The organism is Alteromonas sp. KUL150 (assembly GCF_009811475.1).
GTDB lineage: Bacteria > Pseudomonadota > Gammaproteobacteria > Enterobacterales > Alteromonadaceae > Alteromonas > Alteromonas gracilis.
Map to the genome: position 1 here is coordinate 33,599 of NZ_BLIJ01000033.1, position 14,974 is coordinate 48,572.

The following is a 14,974-nucleotide window of genomic DNA, read 5'->3' on the forward strand; positions in this document are numbered from 1 at the left end:
GCATATGCTTTTTGATACACTCAAAACGTCTAGCGATTTCTACCAAGTCGTTCGTGACTACTTACCCATTCATCGGCCACCACAGCAGAACCCAAAGATAAATCGCCGCACAATACGGTCGCAGCAACAATTTCAGCAAACTTATTTACGCTGCCTCTTTCGGTGCAGCCAAGCACACTTAAACATTCGTTTTGGGTTGCCAGGCCCGTACCACCGCCATACGTGGCAACGATTAACGACGGAATAGTGACCGAAAAGTAATAGTCGCCGTTTGGCGTTATTTCAGCGTAGGTAAACCCCGCCGACGACTCAGCCACATTAGCGACATCTTGCCCGCAAGCGATGAACATGGCGGTAATACCGTTAGCGAAATGCGCACCATTGTTAACGCTACCTGCCATCAATGCGCCCATATTTGAATATTGGCGCTGTTTAAACAAAGCCTCTGGCGGGCAATGCATAATCTCCGTCATAAGTTGTTTTGGCAGGGTGATTTCTGCTACAACGCGCTTTCCGCGGGTATGCAGCGAGTTTAAGTGCGAGTGCTTTTTATCGGTATCAAGGTTTGCGGCCAGTACGAAATGGTCGATAGCGTTTGGATAGTTTGCTTGTATCCACTCGCAACCCGCTTTTGTGGCTTTACTTACCATGTTCTGACCAGCAGCATCGCCGCAGGTAAAGTTGAATCTAAGCCAGCGTAGCTTAGAGGCCGCATACTGCTCAATATCTCTTAATCTTCCCACGCTGGTGGTGTTATCACAGGCTTGTTTAATTGCACTGAAATTTTGCTCTACCCACTTACCAAAGGCTAAAGCCTCTCTGGCATTGCTAAACGCAAACAAAGGTGCTCGCTGCATAGCATCGTCAATAACCGTCGTAGTAATACCGCCTGCTTCCCTTGTTAGACGCATACCTCTACTGTAGCTGGCTGTTAGCGTCCCCTCTGTTGTAGCCATGGGAACGTAAAATTCGCCCTTAGCATGCTCTCCATTTACCAACATTGGGCCTGCAAAGCCAATAGGTACCTGTGCAACGCCGGCAAAGTTTTCTATGTTGCCCGATAAGGTTTCAGGCGGGATTGAATAGTATCCTAAGTGGTTTAACTGAGTGCCTGTCTCGCGGGCGATAAACTCGCGGCGGGTCTGGCTCATGTCATGGGTATAGTCGTTGTCTGAAGAACGTGGGATTTTAGGCATTAGGCCACTCCTTTTTTATTTCATAATAGGAGCGCTGGTATCAGATGAACACTGTTTACAATTTATACATTAAGATAAATGCAGTCTATGTAAATGAATTAAGTGAAGAAAGGCGTCTAATACACCTTTCTATCACTAATATCTGGAAAAGTTAGGCTCTGCCAACTAACTTTTTCTCGCTATTTTCGCCTCCAATAAAGCGATTTCTTTTTTGCGACCTAAGTCTGCAATAGGGCGATCTGAACGACTTGGAGCGACCTGTGCCTTTTTGGCGAATTTAAGGGCTTCGTCATATTTACCGTTATCGAATAAATACTCCGCGTAAAAATAGTTAGGATCTATTCCGTCAGGGTTTATTTCAAGCGCATGCTTTAGCAATTTTTCAGCTTTTTTGTCGCTACCGAAACTAATAGGCCAGCCCGGAAGCTTATGGTACAGCACGCCTAGACTGGTCATTGCAGAGCCAGAGAGTGCGTTTTCGTCCAATCGCATTGCTTGTTCAAAACTCTTACGAGCATCCTTTGCGTAGTCCAGAGCACCAAGGCCGCCCTTGGCACCGGCTGTACTGGATTGAATTATGCCTTGCCAAATCAATAGTTCAGGGTTGTTGGGTTCTGCCTTAACGAAAGATTTAGCGGTATTAATAAGGGCGACGAATGCTTTTTCCCTTTCTGCATCATCAAGTTCATAGTTAATATGTGCCCACTGATGCTGAAGTGTCTTTAACGGGGTGGTTGCTGTTTCACTTGAGGCTGATGTCGGCGCTGTACTTTCTGTGGCCTCGTTAGCTTGAGCCATAGCCGTATGACTTAATGCCAGACCGAGTCCTAGAATTACCGTGGTGCTAAGCGTGGTTAATTTCTTCATAGTAATGTCCTCGTGTTAAATCAGCTTATTACCCAGGCGGGTATCGTTTTGAGCGCTGGTTTGTTTGTCTTGTGATTGCGATTTTTGAAAGGCATAGCGTTTAATCATTGGAAGTTTTTTTGCCAACGCGTTGTCAACAACACTGGGAACTAGCGCGTTAAGTTTGGCAAAAAAGCGTTCAGCACGTCCTAGCGCCACTCTTGGCAAATTGTTTTCCAGCTGTTTAATAAATGCTTGTGCTACTGCATCAGGCTCGTCTGTCTGGTTGCCTAATGCGTCGTTTAGCGCAATAGCGCGTTGGTCGTTTATGTCGGTGCGCGTTGCACGTGGTGCTAGATAATGAAATTTGATTTTGCTATCGTTGAATTCTCTGTGCATGGCTTCCGTCCAGCCTTTCAACGCGAATTTAGTTGCGCAGTAGGTTCCGTGCGCAGCAAAACCGATACCTCCAAAAGCAGAGCCTACATTCACAATGTGCGCAGACGGTCTACGTTCTAGTAACGGCAGCAGGCGTTGGGTTAGTAGCATGGGTGCCAGCATATTTGTCGACACAATCGACTCGATAGGGGTGCCCTCAAACTCGCCAACATAGGTAATGCCGGCATTGTTAACCAGAATACTTAAAGGAAGTCGTTGGCAGGCACTTACTACTCTATCTCTGCCTTCATCTGACGTAATGTCAGCCACAACGGCGGTATGATGAAGGGTTAAATTTTGTTGCAGCTGTTCGAGCTTCGCCTTACTTCTGCCAGTTAGGATAATGTGCGCGCCTTTTTCATCAAGCGCCTTGGCTATTGCTTTACCAATACCGCCAGTAGCACCTGTAAGAAGCACCACTTGATTACGCCACTCAATATTCATTGTATTTACCTTAACGTGTTAGCCGTTTACCTCAGGAGATAAGTACCAGAGGTACACCCTTGAATTTAAGCAACCTGTTCCAAGCCGTGTTCGGGTGTTAATTCGCGAAAGATATCTCCGTATAAGCGATAAAACATGTTCGCGCTGTGAATGATCATTTGTTGCTCTTTGGGGTCGGTAATTTTGTTCATAAGCCCTTCAAAGAAAACAATGTGCTCTTGGTCTAGCGCACCGTGAGAGGTAAGGTATTTAAACGCTGATTTAGGCAGTGATAACTTGTCTTTGATTTGTTTTGCAGCGGCGTCGGCAAGCGCGATACTTGTGCCCTCTAAAACGAATACCATGCCGAAGAAATACAGTGGACTTTTGCGTGCGATTGCATCAAAAGCATAGGCAACCATTAATTCGGTAGCGGGTGCAGGCTGACTATTCCTCGCCTTTTCTTTATCAACGCCACAGGCTCCAAGGTCGTTAAGGATCCACTCCTGGTGACCCATTTCTTCTTCAATGTATTCACCAATTGCTTCTCTTAGCCATTCCTTATCTTCGTTGAGTTTGGCACCTGTAGCCATAAGCAGGGGAACAGTAAACTTAACGTGATGATAGGCCTGTTGAAGAAAGGCAATATAGTCGTTTAGGTTAAAATCACCGTTAAAGCAGCGTTGTATAATCGGCGCCTGTAAGAATGTCTGTCTGGCATGCTCGGTGTTGCTTTGAAGTTGCTGATAGAAATCCATAGATTATTCCTTGATAACAAATTGAGAAGAAGATGGTATTGTGCTTTGAGCGCTGTACAGGTGTTGGTCTAGGCTCTGGTAGAGCAAGTCTAAATCAGTCGCGTAGCTAGCGATTATTGCGTCACGTTTCAGCTTTCCCGTTGGGGTAAGCAGTTGGTTTTCTGGCGTGCAAAGACCGATGGAGGTGAAATTAACAACTTGCGCATAGTCAGGTAACTGCTTATTGATAAGTGCAACGGCGCTTTGAATTTGTGTATTGGAAATAGTATTGGAAGCGGGTACGAGGAGCGCAACACAGTAGGGTCTAGCTTCACAATACACCAAAGCCTGTCTAAACAGTCCTGTTCCCAGTAACAATGATTCAATCCACTCCGGCGATACATTTCTACCAAAGCTGTTCACCATTATGTTCTTTATACGCCCACTAAGCGTGAGTGTGTTGTCAGAAAAAAAGCCTAAATCGCCGGTTCTGACCTGGGTCGGATAAAATGAGGAAGGTTGATTCAGATAGCCCAGAAAGTGGTTACCTGTAACTACAATTTCACCCTCTTCGATGTGCAGTTGATTATGACCTAGCGTTTTTCCGGCACTGCCCATCGTATTGCAATTGGGCGTGTTCAATGTTGATACTGATACCGCTTCAGATAAGCCATAACCTTCAAATACTGGTAGTCCCTTCGCTTGAGCTTGCGCCAGCAAAGCGGGCGATACATGCGCACCACCAACAGCAATGAACATTAGTGATGAAGGCGGTGCCCAGCCCTGATTACATGCCTGTACTAGCACCATGAGTAAGTCGGGAACCAAGATGACAGACGTTGGTTGAACGCGGTCTATCAGTGACAGCAGTGCATTTGGGTTGACGAGTTTGCTCCCTTGAAATCCGCGCTCAGATGCTGTGGCTAAATAAACCGTGCCGCCGTGGTATAGAGGAGCGTAAACGCCGGCAATATTCTCAAGTAGGGTAGACAATGGCAGCAAACATAGGTGGTTAACTATTTCCGGTTGAACTGCACGCTCAATAGAATAGGCAACTTTCCATTGTGATTCAGTTGACAGGCATACGCCTTTCGGTGAACCCGTAGAGCCTGAAGTAAAGGTTATTTTGTTAGTACCTAAAGGCATATATACCCGAGCGTCATGTTTGAGCGGATGAGCGACAATGTCGTTTTCGCTATCAATAACTGTCGGAGACTCACTCCATTCACTTAGTTCGCCACCGCTATTGGTCAACAAAAAGTGACACTGGCTCTCATCCAATACATGTTCTTGTTGGGAAGCGCTAAAAAATAGTGGAACGGGAACACAGCAGACATCAACCTGTTGGCAGGCTAAATCAGCAATCACCCATGCAAAACTATTGTCAAAGGCAATGCCTATCCTCTCGGCATTGTGGTTTGTTATCCAGCTTGCGAGGTTCTCGACGGCGCTGAAAAGGGCGCGGTAAGTCATTGAACTGTCATTGCACTTCAGCGCAATATCATCATCGTGCCCATTTATATACTGATTAAGCAACATACGCCGTTTCCTTTTTGGTGCACATACTTTGCGTTAACGCATCCACATTTGCGGAAATAAGCTCAATTGCTCTTTGGTAATGAGCATTAAGTTCAGGGCATCCAATGATGTGTTGGGTTACGTGATTTAGCGACAGGGCAGTAACCTGAGGAGCGGTATCATAGTAGGTACCCCAGTCATCACTATTTCCTTTAAGTTTTGATACATCAGCTCTAACAAGGGGGAGGAGCTGAATACCCGCGCCCAAGAGTAAAGCGGTGAGTTGTGAAGTCGCACTGAAAACCAGGTATTTGCTACCACATCGTTTTAAAACGAAGAACAGGGCAAATAATAAGGGGAGGGTATAGCGCGATGCACTGCTAAAAAGGTTACCAACTTCAGCAATATGCGCTCTGTTTACGGTTATCCCTTGTAAGGTGAGGGCAGTTTCTACCGAAGTGTTGAGGTATTGCTCTATAAAAAGAGAATTATACTCACCATCATATGCGGCAAATCTTGCGCCTGCGGCGGCTTTAACTCCATTAGCTTCAAGAGCAAACAGCATAGGCATAAAAGAAGTCACTCGTGCGTTATAGCGAGCTTTAAAACCACTTGCTATAAACGCTTCAATGCGGCGACGGGCATTATGTCCATGTTTTGCCGCGATAAAGGTTATAGCGGGCTTTTCCTTTGAAACAATCGCAGATTGCTTACCAGCAACCTGGGTTGGAACAGAAGCTAAAACGTAACTCATAAACATGCTCATTGGTTTTGCGATGTTATGAGTATTAACGCGAGACCTTAAGAGAACCTTAAGTGTGAAAAATTTTTATAAAGGTTAATGTTAAGAACGCCCAAGCCATTTAATTGCTTGAGCCTTTATAGCTGTTAAAAACTGGGCCGTTAGTCGGTAAATCACAGGTAGCGTTTGCAGCACTGGCAGGAAGCAATAACCATTCGTCACGGTGGGCTATGCCCAGTGAAGTTGCTTGTGATAAGTCTACACATTGAAACTTGTAGTCACTTGGAACTAACAAAAAGCGTTGACGTATTGGGGAGCTAATCCGCTGGCCTGAAGCTTTTGTTAGCCCGCGCGAAGGCCCGGAAGTATCAGTTAGCCAAGCCCACGCTGTACCGTTTTCTAGCTCTTTAAGGGTATGGTAACCAAAATGAGACATTTCAAAGGGTGAAAAAAGCAAATACTGTTCTTTAAAGCTGACTATCCCTACCTCGAAGGCAGTTGAATCCTTCGTCAACATATTATCTATTTGGCTTTCTGCATTTTGAAGGACTATACGGGGAGTACGGTAGTCATTGAGCAGCCATGCTCCGAATGTGGAAGGGATTACAGTTAAAATGAAAAGCCATGAAAGTAATTGGTAGGCAAGTGATTTCCCCTCCACTGCATTGCGATTTTTATTGTAAAGATAATAGACAATATGAGTACAAAGCCCAGCGAAACCGAGTACGAGTAATAACATACTTAAACGAACAAGGGTTTCGCTGTCGCTGTCAAAGCGCGTAATCAACTTGCTGGCGATGGGCTCTTGAAACAGCAGTGCTAAGCCAGCAATCAATAAAGCGCCAGAGATTAACGAAGTTACTGCACGCGAAAACAGCGCTAACCCTCTTGATACAGTTGAATTTGCAAGTACTAGACCTGCAATCATGCTCAACGCTGGCAGTGCCGGTAGAACATAAACACCACGTTTACCTGGGCTGATACTGAAGAAAATGACGACTAATATTACCCATATCAACAATGATGAGTAAGCGGGATTTTGAGTAAGCACATTTCTTAACCATTTAGCTTTTGATAGCAGTATGGCAACTGGCGTGATCCAAAATACGGGAATAACTTCAACAATATAGTAATACCAAGGCTCTATGTGATGCCACGCATTGGCATAACGCTCAGCTGTTTGTTTAAATAAAATGTTCGACAAATATTGTTGAATTTGAGGCTCTTGTTTTATCAAGCCAAGATAAAGCAGAGGTGCAAGCCACATCGCCACAACCGATAGCATAATTAAGGGACCAAACAACATACGTAGTGACCACTGGCCGCGATGTAAGCCGCTAATAAATGCGAAAAACGCAATGGGAATAAACAAAAGAATAGGTAAAAAGCCAACGCCTTTCGTTATGATGCCAAGCCCCATAAAGAACCATGCTGTAAAGTACCATCGCCAACTAACACGCACGTAAAAGTGCTGAATGAACCCGTAGACGCCAATCCAAATAAAACAGGCGACAAGGGCATCGATTTGAGCAAATTTGGCTTGAATAAGAAACTGGGGGCTAAGTAGAAGTACGAGCATACTCAACATTGCCGCTTTTTCGCTGGCAAGTCGTAGCGATAGGTTGTAGGTTAGCCCCAAAGTGACAAGGCTTGCGATTGCGTTAGGCAGGAGCATAGCCACCTTCAGGCTACCCGTTATAAGGTAAAAGAAGGCAATACACCACATAAACACAGGAGGCTTGTCCGGATAAATTTCGCCACCGCGCATGGGCACAAGCCACTGTCCGCTGTTCACCATCTCTTTTGCGACTAAGGCAAATCGAGGCTCATCGGGTGGCCAAGCATCTCTGAAGCCTAAACCTATCAATATCAGAGCACAGGCGAAAAAGAACAGAGTTGATGCATGGCTATTTAAGTTAAGCACAAGCCTCACGACGGCTCACTCCTACGAGAAATGCCTGATAAGGATAGAAGTAGAAGAAGGCTTATGATCAAGCCACCTATTTGTAAAGGCTGTTCAAGGGAACTGACAAAGCGAGAACCGCTTCCAAGTAAAGTAAACAAAAAAGTTTGAGGCGCAAAACCGATTGCACTTGCAAGAATAAACGGGACGAACGGAACGCTTAGCACACCTGCGACAGCGTTTGTGATTAAGTTAGAGCCTACAGGGAATAAACGAACAATTAACACATTGCGAAAACTTCGCTTGGCCAGTTTGTTTTCAACTGGTTTTAACTTTGAACCTAAAAGACGGACAGCGAGTGAGCGCAAAGGGCCATTTGCTAATGCGTAGGCGATACATGCAGACAATACCGTTAGCAACAAAGCAATTAATCCTCCCTGCCATGCGCCAAAGCTCACTCCGCAAAAAAAGCTGACTGCCTGACGGGGAAAACCCATAGTTAAAAGCACAACACAGCCACTTAAAATCACACTCAGCGACTGCCAATTTAAATTTGAAATATAGGCATTCAACCAATCTGTATCATCACCGTGTTTCCATACTTCACCTGTGACCTCAAGCGACAAATAGCAGATAAGCGCGATACTAGCTGCACCAATTAAAAACCGCATGACGCTTTTGAGGCGGCGAACATTAGTCTTCATGACCCATTCCGCTGGCAATGTGATTAAGCTTGTTTCTGTACATTAGCCATCTGACGCCAAGCGTATCGATGATCCCTGCCCAGCCACGATTCCATGCTGTGTAATTTGATTTACCTTCTAAACGCGCGCGATGATTGACCGATACACATACCACCTTTCCCCCAAGCCTTTTAGTTAAAGCGGGAATATATCGGTGCATATGGTCGAAGTAGGGTAACAGTAAAAAGGTGCTTCTTGGGAGTAGCTTCAAGCCACAGCCCGTGTCTGGTGTGTCGTCTTGTAGGATCCACTGGCGAACACGATTGGCAACTTTAGACTGAAATCGCTTCCACGGGGTATCTTTTCGCTTTTTACGATGTCCGATAACGCAGAAGTGCGCTGCGTTAGTTTCTTTAGCTGCGCGAATAAGTCGCGGTATATCAGCAGGATCGTTTTGCCCATCAGCATCAAGGGTGATGATCCACTTTCCTTTTGCCTGCAAAACACCGTGAAAAACGGACGTGCTTTGACCGCAGCTCATAGGGTGGACGATGACCCGACAACTTACCGGCAAGGTGCTTGAAAGGTTACGCAGTAAGGATAGAGATTCGTCGCTGCTACCATCATCTACAACAATAATTTCTGTTGTTGCATTGGGGACCACCTCTGAAATTTCTAGCAACAAAGCAGAAAGGTTTTTGGCTTCATTTTTAGCAGGTAAAACAACACTGACGTCAAACTGGCGCATAAGAATATTTGGTAAATCATCGAATGACGTGCACTTTATAAGTCGAACCTTAAGGGAAGCTTAAGTTGGGCGCTAAAGTACAAACTTACATTAGAATTCGTATTCCAACGACATGCGAAGTGTGTGATCTTTACTGTCACCGTTTAGTCCAGCTATAAAGCCCAGTTCCCATTTTAACTGCTTCTGTCTGTCATAACGCTTTATACCCATAAAGGCTGGGCCTACGCCAATAAAATCCTCAGCAACATAAACTTCAACGCCGGGCTGTATTTCAGGAAGCCAGCGGTATCTAAACTTGGCTTTAAATTCGCTTTCCCATTCGTTAGCAACCGTTTCGCCCCATTCATAAACGACGCTAATGTTGGTAGTAAGGCTAAATTGGCCAAACTCTTTTTCAGTAAGCAAGCCTGCCTTTACTTCCCAGTCATCAGTATTATGTTGTTTTTCAAGCTCAAACAATGTGCCCCAGTCAGCCCAATACTGTCCCTGTTCGGTCATCATCCAACGTAATTCTAATTCGTAACCCTCTACGCCAAAATCTTCATTCTCATCACGCGCCCCTACTACATAGGCCTCTAAAATTAAAAATTCAGAAAGTGCGTGGCCGAATGAAAATCGTTGCATTAGCACATTTCCATCGTCGTTTTGTCTGGATGTCAGGCGCCATTCGAATTCTCGCTCAAACGGCAGAACGTAAGGATGATATACCTTATCGACGGTAAAGTTATCTGCGCGTACCTGACCGGCAAACAGTAACAAAAACGTGATTAAGGAGAAAATAGCACGTTTTAACATGCGGCCTCCTTGAGAGGGGTAGACCTTTGTCTTGTACACAAAAAAGTGATGAGATTAGGGACAATCAAAGCAATTAAAAAGACAAGGATATAATTTATAGAGGGCGTGGCTTCATAGCCAACAAGCGCGTTAAGTAAGTGCCCGTACTCGCTGTTATCGCTCACAATGTCGCTGCTATCCCAAAGTTGGTTTGGCGAGGGGAACGTATCGGTTTGTTCCAATAATAAAGCGATATTGGCTGCCTGCGCTGCAACAAAAACAGAAATAAAGCACTGCGTTACTTTTAAATTAACAAAATGAGTGAGAAAAATATTAAGCAAGATGGCAATGCTGATGCTTATACCAAGCCCAATAGTGGTGCCCAGTAATAGCAAGGTGCTATCGCTGTTTCTCGTCAGTTCAGAGATGAAGTAAACTAAAAAGTGCAGCGAATTTGGTAGTCCAATACCCAATACTAGCAGCGAGACTCCAATGCTAAGCAATGATGAATTCGATGTGCCATATGACGCGAGAAAGCACATGCCAATCCAAGCAACAAAAAATAATAACGTCTTAAGAAGTTCAAATCCTGCGCCTTCATAAAATTCTGACACCAAGCCCAGCTTTGGATAGGTCAATAATGCGATAAATATAAGCGCAAACAAACGCCATAAGATATTGACCGAGGAAACGCGAGGTAGGGCTAGCAGCACGCTGATAAGTAAGAAAATAGGTAGCGTATCACGCAGAAAAAGCACAACAGTATTAATGAGCATATTGATTGTCCTCTGCGCTTTTCACTACTACCTTACCGACCGCGGTGTTTGGATGAAATTCTCCGAAGAATGGGTATTCTCCTGGTGTGAGCGGTCCGATAAATATGGTGCCTCTGCTATTTGCAAATATCACCTTCTCTCTGTTTAAGGAGAAGCTATCGATTTCCTCTGGTGTATTATCAAAGTTGATAAAAGTAAGTTTTACCTTTTGCCCAGCTGGAACAGTGACTTCTTGGGGGTAAAATAAATGTGATTTAATTTCAACTACAACCTCAGGTAGCGCCCAGGCACTTGGTATGTGGCAGGCAAAAAAGCCAAAGACAAAGGCAAGGGATGACTTAAAGTACGTAGTCATTTGAAAAATTTACCCTTACTTCTAAACCGCCCAGCGAACTTTCGTGCAGTGTGAGTTCTGCATTATGTAAAGCAACAACTTGCGCAACAATTGCGAGACCTAGTCCACTCCCCGAAGTGGGTTTACTCGTAGACCCCCTTTGAAACCGTTTTATAACCTCAGGTCGTTGATCAGCAGGAATGCCCGGGCCCGAATCGCATACACTTAATGAGACACCACTGTGATGACATTCTACTTTAATTAAAATTTGCGCCTTTTTAGGCGAATAGTTACTCGCATTACTTACCAAATTCTGAAGCAGCGTATACAGCATAAACTGCGAGCTTTGAAGCCAAACCTCATCCCCTTCCAGCGCAATTTCCTGTGCTTTATTTTCTATTTTTCCATAAAGGTCACTAATGACCTCTTGAGCAACATGGTGCACATTAATAGGCTCTCGTTGCTCAACAAAGGTCTCTGGGCTTGTTCTAGTTAACAAGAGAAATTGGTTTACTGCATGGATCATTCTGTCAGTATCAGCCTTAAGTGTTTTAAGTACTTCACCCTTTTCGCCCAATTCATTTGCGATGTTGTGAATATTGATTTTCATAACACTTAAAGGCGTTCTAAGTTCGTGCGCCGCATTAGAAGCGAACTGTTGTTCACGCTCAAATGCAGCGTTAAGGCGATTGAACATAGTATTCAATGTAGAAACCACAGGTGTAAGTTCACTTGGTTCTCTTTGCAGTGCAATGAGAGAAAAATCGTTGCCTTTTCGCTTTGCTAGCAATCTAGATAAATGTTTTAAAGGTGACAAGCCCCATGTTATGCCAAAAAACAAAATAAGAGCGAGCAAAGGTACACTCAATATAAAAGGAGTGATGGCCGCTACGGTGAGCGAGTCGGTAAGCATAAATCGGTTGCTTACCGGCTGAGCGACCATATACCAAGTGGCAGGTTGTTCCTGGTACTTAGCAAACACACGCCAACGAGTACCCAACGCGTTGACTTCAGAAAAACCGGGTGTGAAGGCGGCTATGGGGGTAGTGAGTTCAGCCGAAGAGGTGCTTATTAGTTCGCCTCTCTTCCAGATCTGAAACAACAGTGCATGTTCCTCTTCCTCACTATTACTATCAAAATAAGCAATGGCGCGGGAGAGCTCAATCAATTCGTCGTCTAAAAGTGCACTAGAGATATCTAGAGTCGCGCGATAACCATGAAGGGCTGCGCTAAAAATCACCAGCACGAGGGCACTGATCAATGTAAGAATTAGAAAACGGCGAATAGACGACAACTCATTCCCCCGATTTAGAAATACAGTAGCCCACGCCGCGAATGGTTTTGATAAAATTATCAGGCATTTTTTTTCGCAAATGACTCACATGAACCTCTATCGTGTTACTTGCTACTTCTTCGCCCCATTCATAAAGTTTGTTTTCAAGCTGATTTTTGCTCAATACGCGCCCGGCATTTTCTATGAGCGCTTTAAGTACCATAAGCTCACGTCTTGGTAAGTGTATGGTCTCATTGTCGATTGTCAGCGTGTGGTGTGCGGTATCAAGACTCACATTTTTAATCGTAATGATTGTTTGGGAAGCCGTACCTAGGCGGCGTTCAAGTACGCGTAATCTGGCGAGTAATTCATCAATTTCAAATGGTTTTGGTAAATAATCATCAGCACCTGCGTCTAACCCAGAGATTTTGTCGGATACTTTATCTCGTGCAGTTAGAATTAATACCGGGAGTGTCGCATTCTTTTTGCGTATCGATTGAAGTACATTCAAACCATCTGTATCGGGTAAGCCTAAATCAAGAACAACGATGTCGGTTTGTCCGATACTAAGGGTTGTCATTGCGTCTGCACCTGTATAAACGCAGTCAACAGCATAGTTTGCATTTTTAAGAGACAAGGCTAGCGCATCAGACAAAGGCCTATCATCCTCAACCAATAATATTCGCATTCAGATACTCGACGATATGTAATCAGTAAAAGTGTATACCAGAAAGCTTAAGAAAACCTTAAGAACTATACTGTGAGGGCAGTCAAGTTACTGTTTTCATGAAGATTGCGAAGGCTTACTTACTAGCTACCTTTCTTGCTTCGCGTTTTGCGAACGCCAAAGACTAACCATGTGGTGCCCGTATGAGCAATGGACATCGAAAAACAGTCGCAGCGTTGTAAAGTCATCAAATAAAATCTTAAAAACGACCTTGGTGTTTATTATCGCAATTCAATAAGTTCTTTTCTTAGTGCCTCAATCGCTAGCTGTGGGTGTTTGTCCCAGCGGGCGTAGTTTATTCGATAAGGAATGTTGGGATTATCAAGATAGTGAATTCTACGTGTGCCACTATCGACGAGCTTTCCTGCCTCTTCGTGGTAGTCAAAGTAATTAAAAATGTTATTAAGTTCACCGTTTTCCAATATTCGAATAAGACCTATCTTCAACCTGTTGGCAAGCGCCTGGTTATTTGGGCTTACAAAAAAATATTCATAGTTGGGATAATTGAGTAGGTGATATTGCTCTAAGGAAACATGCTTATCAGAATGGCGGGACAGCTCGCGATGTACTTCAATGATGTTGCGGGGAAAGGCGTCAACAAGATTTTTCTCCACGAGTGAATACATAGAATTAAACCACAAGCTCCAATCCTCACCTTCAACGTTGTAACCATTCGAGCTCAGTACAGTTAAATCAGGCCAATCCGAACCCTGTACTAGGGTCCGAGTTTTCAGTGTTGAACTATCAATGGAATAGTTAAAACTATCTTGTTTATCTGGGTTTATGACGAACACGCGGAAGCCAGCAAAACCCTTGAGTAATGGAAGTCTGATAGGGATAAGTTGTTTTTCTCGAACTTGACTGGTTGCGCTCCACATGACGTCAGCTTCGCCATTGATAAGTGACACCAGCTGACGGCTTTGACTCATGGGTTGGGGATGTGGAACTAAGGTTGTGGTTCCCAGATCTGGGGTTGCATTAAGTGCGGCTTGCAAAACTGCGACGTGATAGTTGCCGTAATCGTTGTCTGCAAACGCGCGTGTGAAAACAATACTCTGGTGATTTTCTTCTTTGGCCACTACATCGTAGCAAAGAAAAAATAACGCAAATGCACTAAGACATGCCGCTGATGAGAATTTCATTTGTTTTAATTTTGTGATCAAAAATATAACAAATAAAAAATATCGCATATTAAGCGCATTGTCATTTGTTTTATGGCTAAATATTATTCATTTATTTTGCATTAGGGGTTCGCATTTATGTCAATTCCTGTATAATTCGCGCCCTGCCCAGTTACGCCCACCTTTGGGAAGGTGGAAGAATCAGCCGGCTCGAAGGGGTCTTTGTGTTGATTTTAAGGTGATTTCTGGTGTTCAGAAATCAGTAACGACGATATTATTCGGGTGAATTTGAAAATGAAAACTTTTGTTGCTAAGCCAGAAACGGTACAACGTGACTGGTATGTGGTAGACGCCACAGACAAAACTCTAGGCCGTTTGGCTTCTGAAATCGCACTACGCCTTCGTGGCAAGCACAAGCCAGAGTACACACCTCACGTGGACACTGGTGATTACATCATCGTAATCAATGCTGAAAAGGTTGCGGTAACAGGCCGTAAAGCGCAAGACAAAATGTACTATGCGCACTCTGGTTACCCAGGTGGTCTTAAAGAGACAAACTTTGAAAAACTAATTGCTCACAAGCCAGAAATGGTTCTTGAAAAAGCAGTTAAAGGCATGTTGCCAAAAGGCCCTCTAGGTCGCGCAATGTTCCGTAAAATGAAAGTTTACGCTGGTGCAGAACACTCTCACGCAGCACAGCAACCACAAGTTTTGGACATTTAAGGAGCTATTAAC

Annotated in this window: 16 protein-coding genes; 1 reads left to right on the plus strand and 15 read right to left on the minus strand. The window is 44.3% G+C overall.

The window, feature by feature from the left end; translation table 11 throughout:
• Positions 1-29: 29 nt before the first annotated feature.
• From GVO62_RS07280 to GVO62_RS07350, 15 genes are all read right to left on the minus strand, one after another.
• Entirely contained in the window at positions 30-1,196 is a 1,167-nt protein-coding gene (locus tag GVO62_RS07280) for a hydroxymethylglutaryl-CoA reductase (RefSeq protein WP_159118394.1), read from the minus strand.
• Positions 1,197-1,361: 165 nt separating this feature from the next.
• Positions 1,362-2,063, minus strand: a complete 702-nt coding sequence (locus GVO62_RS07285; protein WP_159118395.1) for a tetratricopeptide repeat protein — start codon at positions 2,061-2,063, stop codon at positions 1,362-1,364.
• A gap of 15 nt (positions 2,064-2,078) precedes the next feature.
• On the minus strand, positions 2,079-2,924 hold the full coding sequence (locus tag GVO62_RS07290; protein WP_159118396.1) for an SDR family oxidoreductase: 846 nt from the start codon (positions 2,922-2,924) through the stop codon (positions 2,079-2,081).
• A gap of 65 nt (positions 2,925-2,989) precedes the next feature.
• A complete protein-coding gene (locus GVO62_RS07295; RefSeq protein WP_159118397.1) occupies positions 2,990-3,661 on the minus strand; it encodes a TenA family transcriptional regulator in 672 nt (223 codons plus the stop codon).
• A 3-nt stretch (positions 3,662-3,664) separates the two neighbouring features.
• Positions 3,665-5,179 (minus strand): AMP-binding protein, encoded by a 1,515-nt coding sequence (locus GVO62_RS07300; protein WP_159118398.1) that lies wholly within the window; start codon positions 5,177-5,179, stop codon positions 3,665-3,667.
• Positions 5,169-5,912 carry a thermostable hemolysin gene (locus tag GVO62_RS07305; protein ID WP_159118399.1) on the minus strand — a complete coding sequence of 248 codons (744 nt, stop codon included), beginning with the start codon at positions 5,910-5,912 and terminating at the stop codon, positions 5,169-5,171. The genes GVO62_RS07300 and GVO62_RS07305 overlap by 11 nt, the downstream gene beginning before the upstream one ends.
• A gap of 109 nt (positions 5,913-6,021) precedes the next feature.
• Positions 6,022-7,833 carry an ArnT family glycosyltransferase gene (locus GVO62_RS07310; protein WP_159118400.1) on the minus strand — a complete coding sequence of 604 codons (1,812 nt, stop codon included), beginning with the start codon at positions 7,831-7,833 and terminating at the stop codon, positions 6,022-6,024.
• A complete protein-coding gene (locus GVO62_RS07315; protein WP_159118401.1) occupies positions 7,830-8,507 on the minus strand; it encodes a TVP38/TMEM64 family protein in 678 nt (225 codons plus the stop codon). The genes GVO62_RS07310 and GVO62_RS07315 overlap by 4 nt, the downstream gene beginning before the upstream one ends.
• Complete coding sequence (locus GVO62_RS07320; RefSeq protein WP_159118402.1) at positions 8,497-9,234, minus strand: glycosyltransferase family 2 protein; 738 nt, start codon at positions 9,232-9,234, stop codon at positions 8,497-8,499. The genes GVO62_RS07315 and GVO62_RS07320 overlap by 11 nt, the downstream gene beginning before the upstream one ends.
• Before the next feature lie 90 nt (positions 9,235-9,324).
• Entirely contained in the window at positions 9,325-10,029 is a 705-nt protein-coding gene (locus GVO62_RS07325; protein ID WP_173359619.1) for a hypothetical protein, read from the minus strand.
• Positions 10,023-10,784 (minus strand): FTR1 family iron permease, encoded by a 762-nt coding sequence (locus GVO62_RS07330; RefSeq protein WP_159118403.1) that lies wholly within the window; start codon positions 10,782-10,784, stop codon positions 10,023-10,025. Before GVO62_RS07330 ends, GVO62_RS07325 begins: the two co-directional genes overlap by 7 nt.
• A complete protein-coding gene (locus GVO62_RS07335; RefSeq protein WP_159118404.1) occupies positions 10,774-11,139 on the minus strand; it encodes a cupredoxin domain-containing protein in 366 nt (121 codons plus the stop codon). The genes GVO62_RS07330 and GVO62_RS07335 overlap by 11 nt, the downstream gene beginning before the upstream one ends.
• Positions 11,123-12,412: a sensor histidine kinase gene (locus tag GVO62_RS07340; protein ID WP_159118405.1), complete on the minus strand. Its 1,290-nt coding sequence runs from the start codon at positions 12,410-12,412 to the stop codon at positions 11,123-11,125. The genes GVO62_RS07335 and GVO62_RS07340 overlap by 17 nt, the downstream gene beginning before the upstream one ends.
• Position 12,413: 1 nt before the next feature.
• A complete protein-coding gene (locus GVO62_RS07345; protein ID WP_159118406.1) occupies positions 12,414-13,079 on the minus strand; it encodes a response regulator in 666 nt (221 codons plus the stop codon).
• 260 nt (positions 13,080-13,339) lie between these two features.
• Positions 13,340-14,260, minus strand: a complete 921-nt coding sequence (locus GVO62_RS07350) for a hypothetical protein (RefSeq protein WP_159118407.1) — start codon at positions 14,258-14,260, stop codon at positions 13,340-13,342.
• 273 nt (positions 14,261-14,533) lie between these two features.
• Here GVO62_RS07350 and rplM point away from each other — a divergent pair, with 273 nt between their 5' ends.
• The gene (rplM, locus tag GVO62_RS07355) at positions 14,534-14,962 is read left to right on the plus strand and encodes a 50S ribosomal protein L13 (RefSeq protein WP_012517329.1); all 429 of its coding nucleotides are present in this window, start codon (positions 14,534-14,536) and stop codon (positions 14,960-14,962) included.
• Positions 14,963-14,974 lie beyond the last annotated feature (12 nt).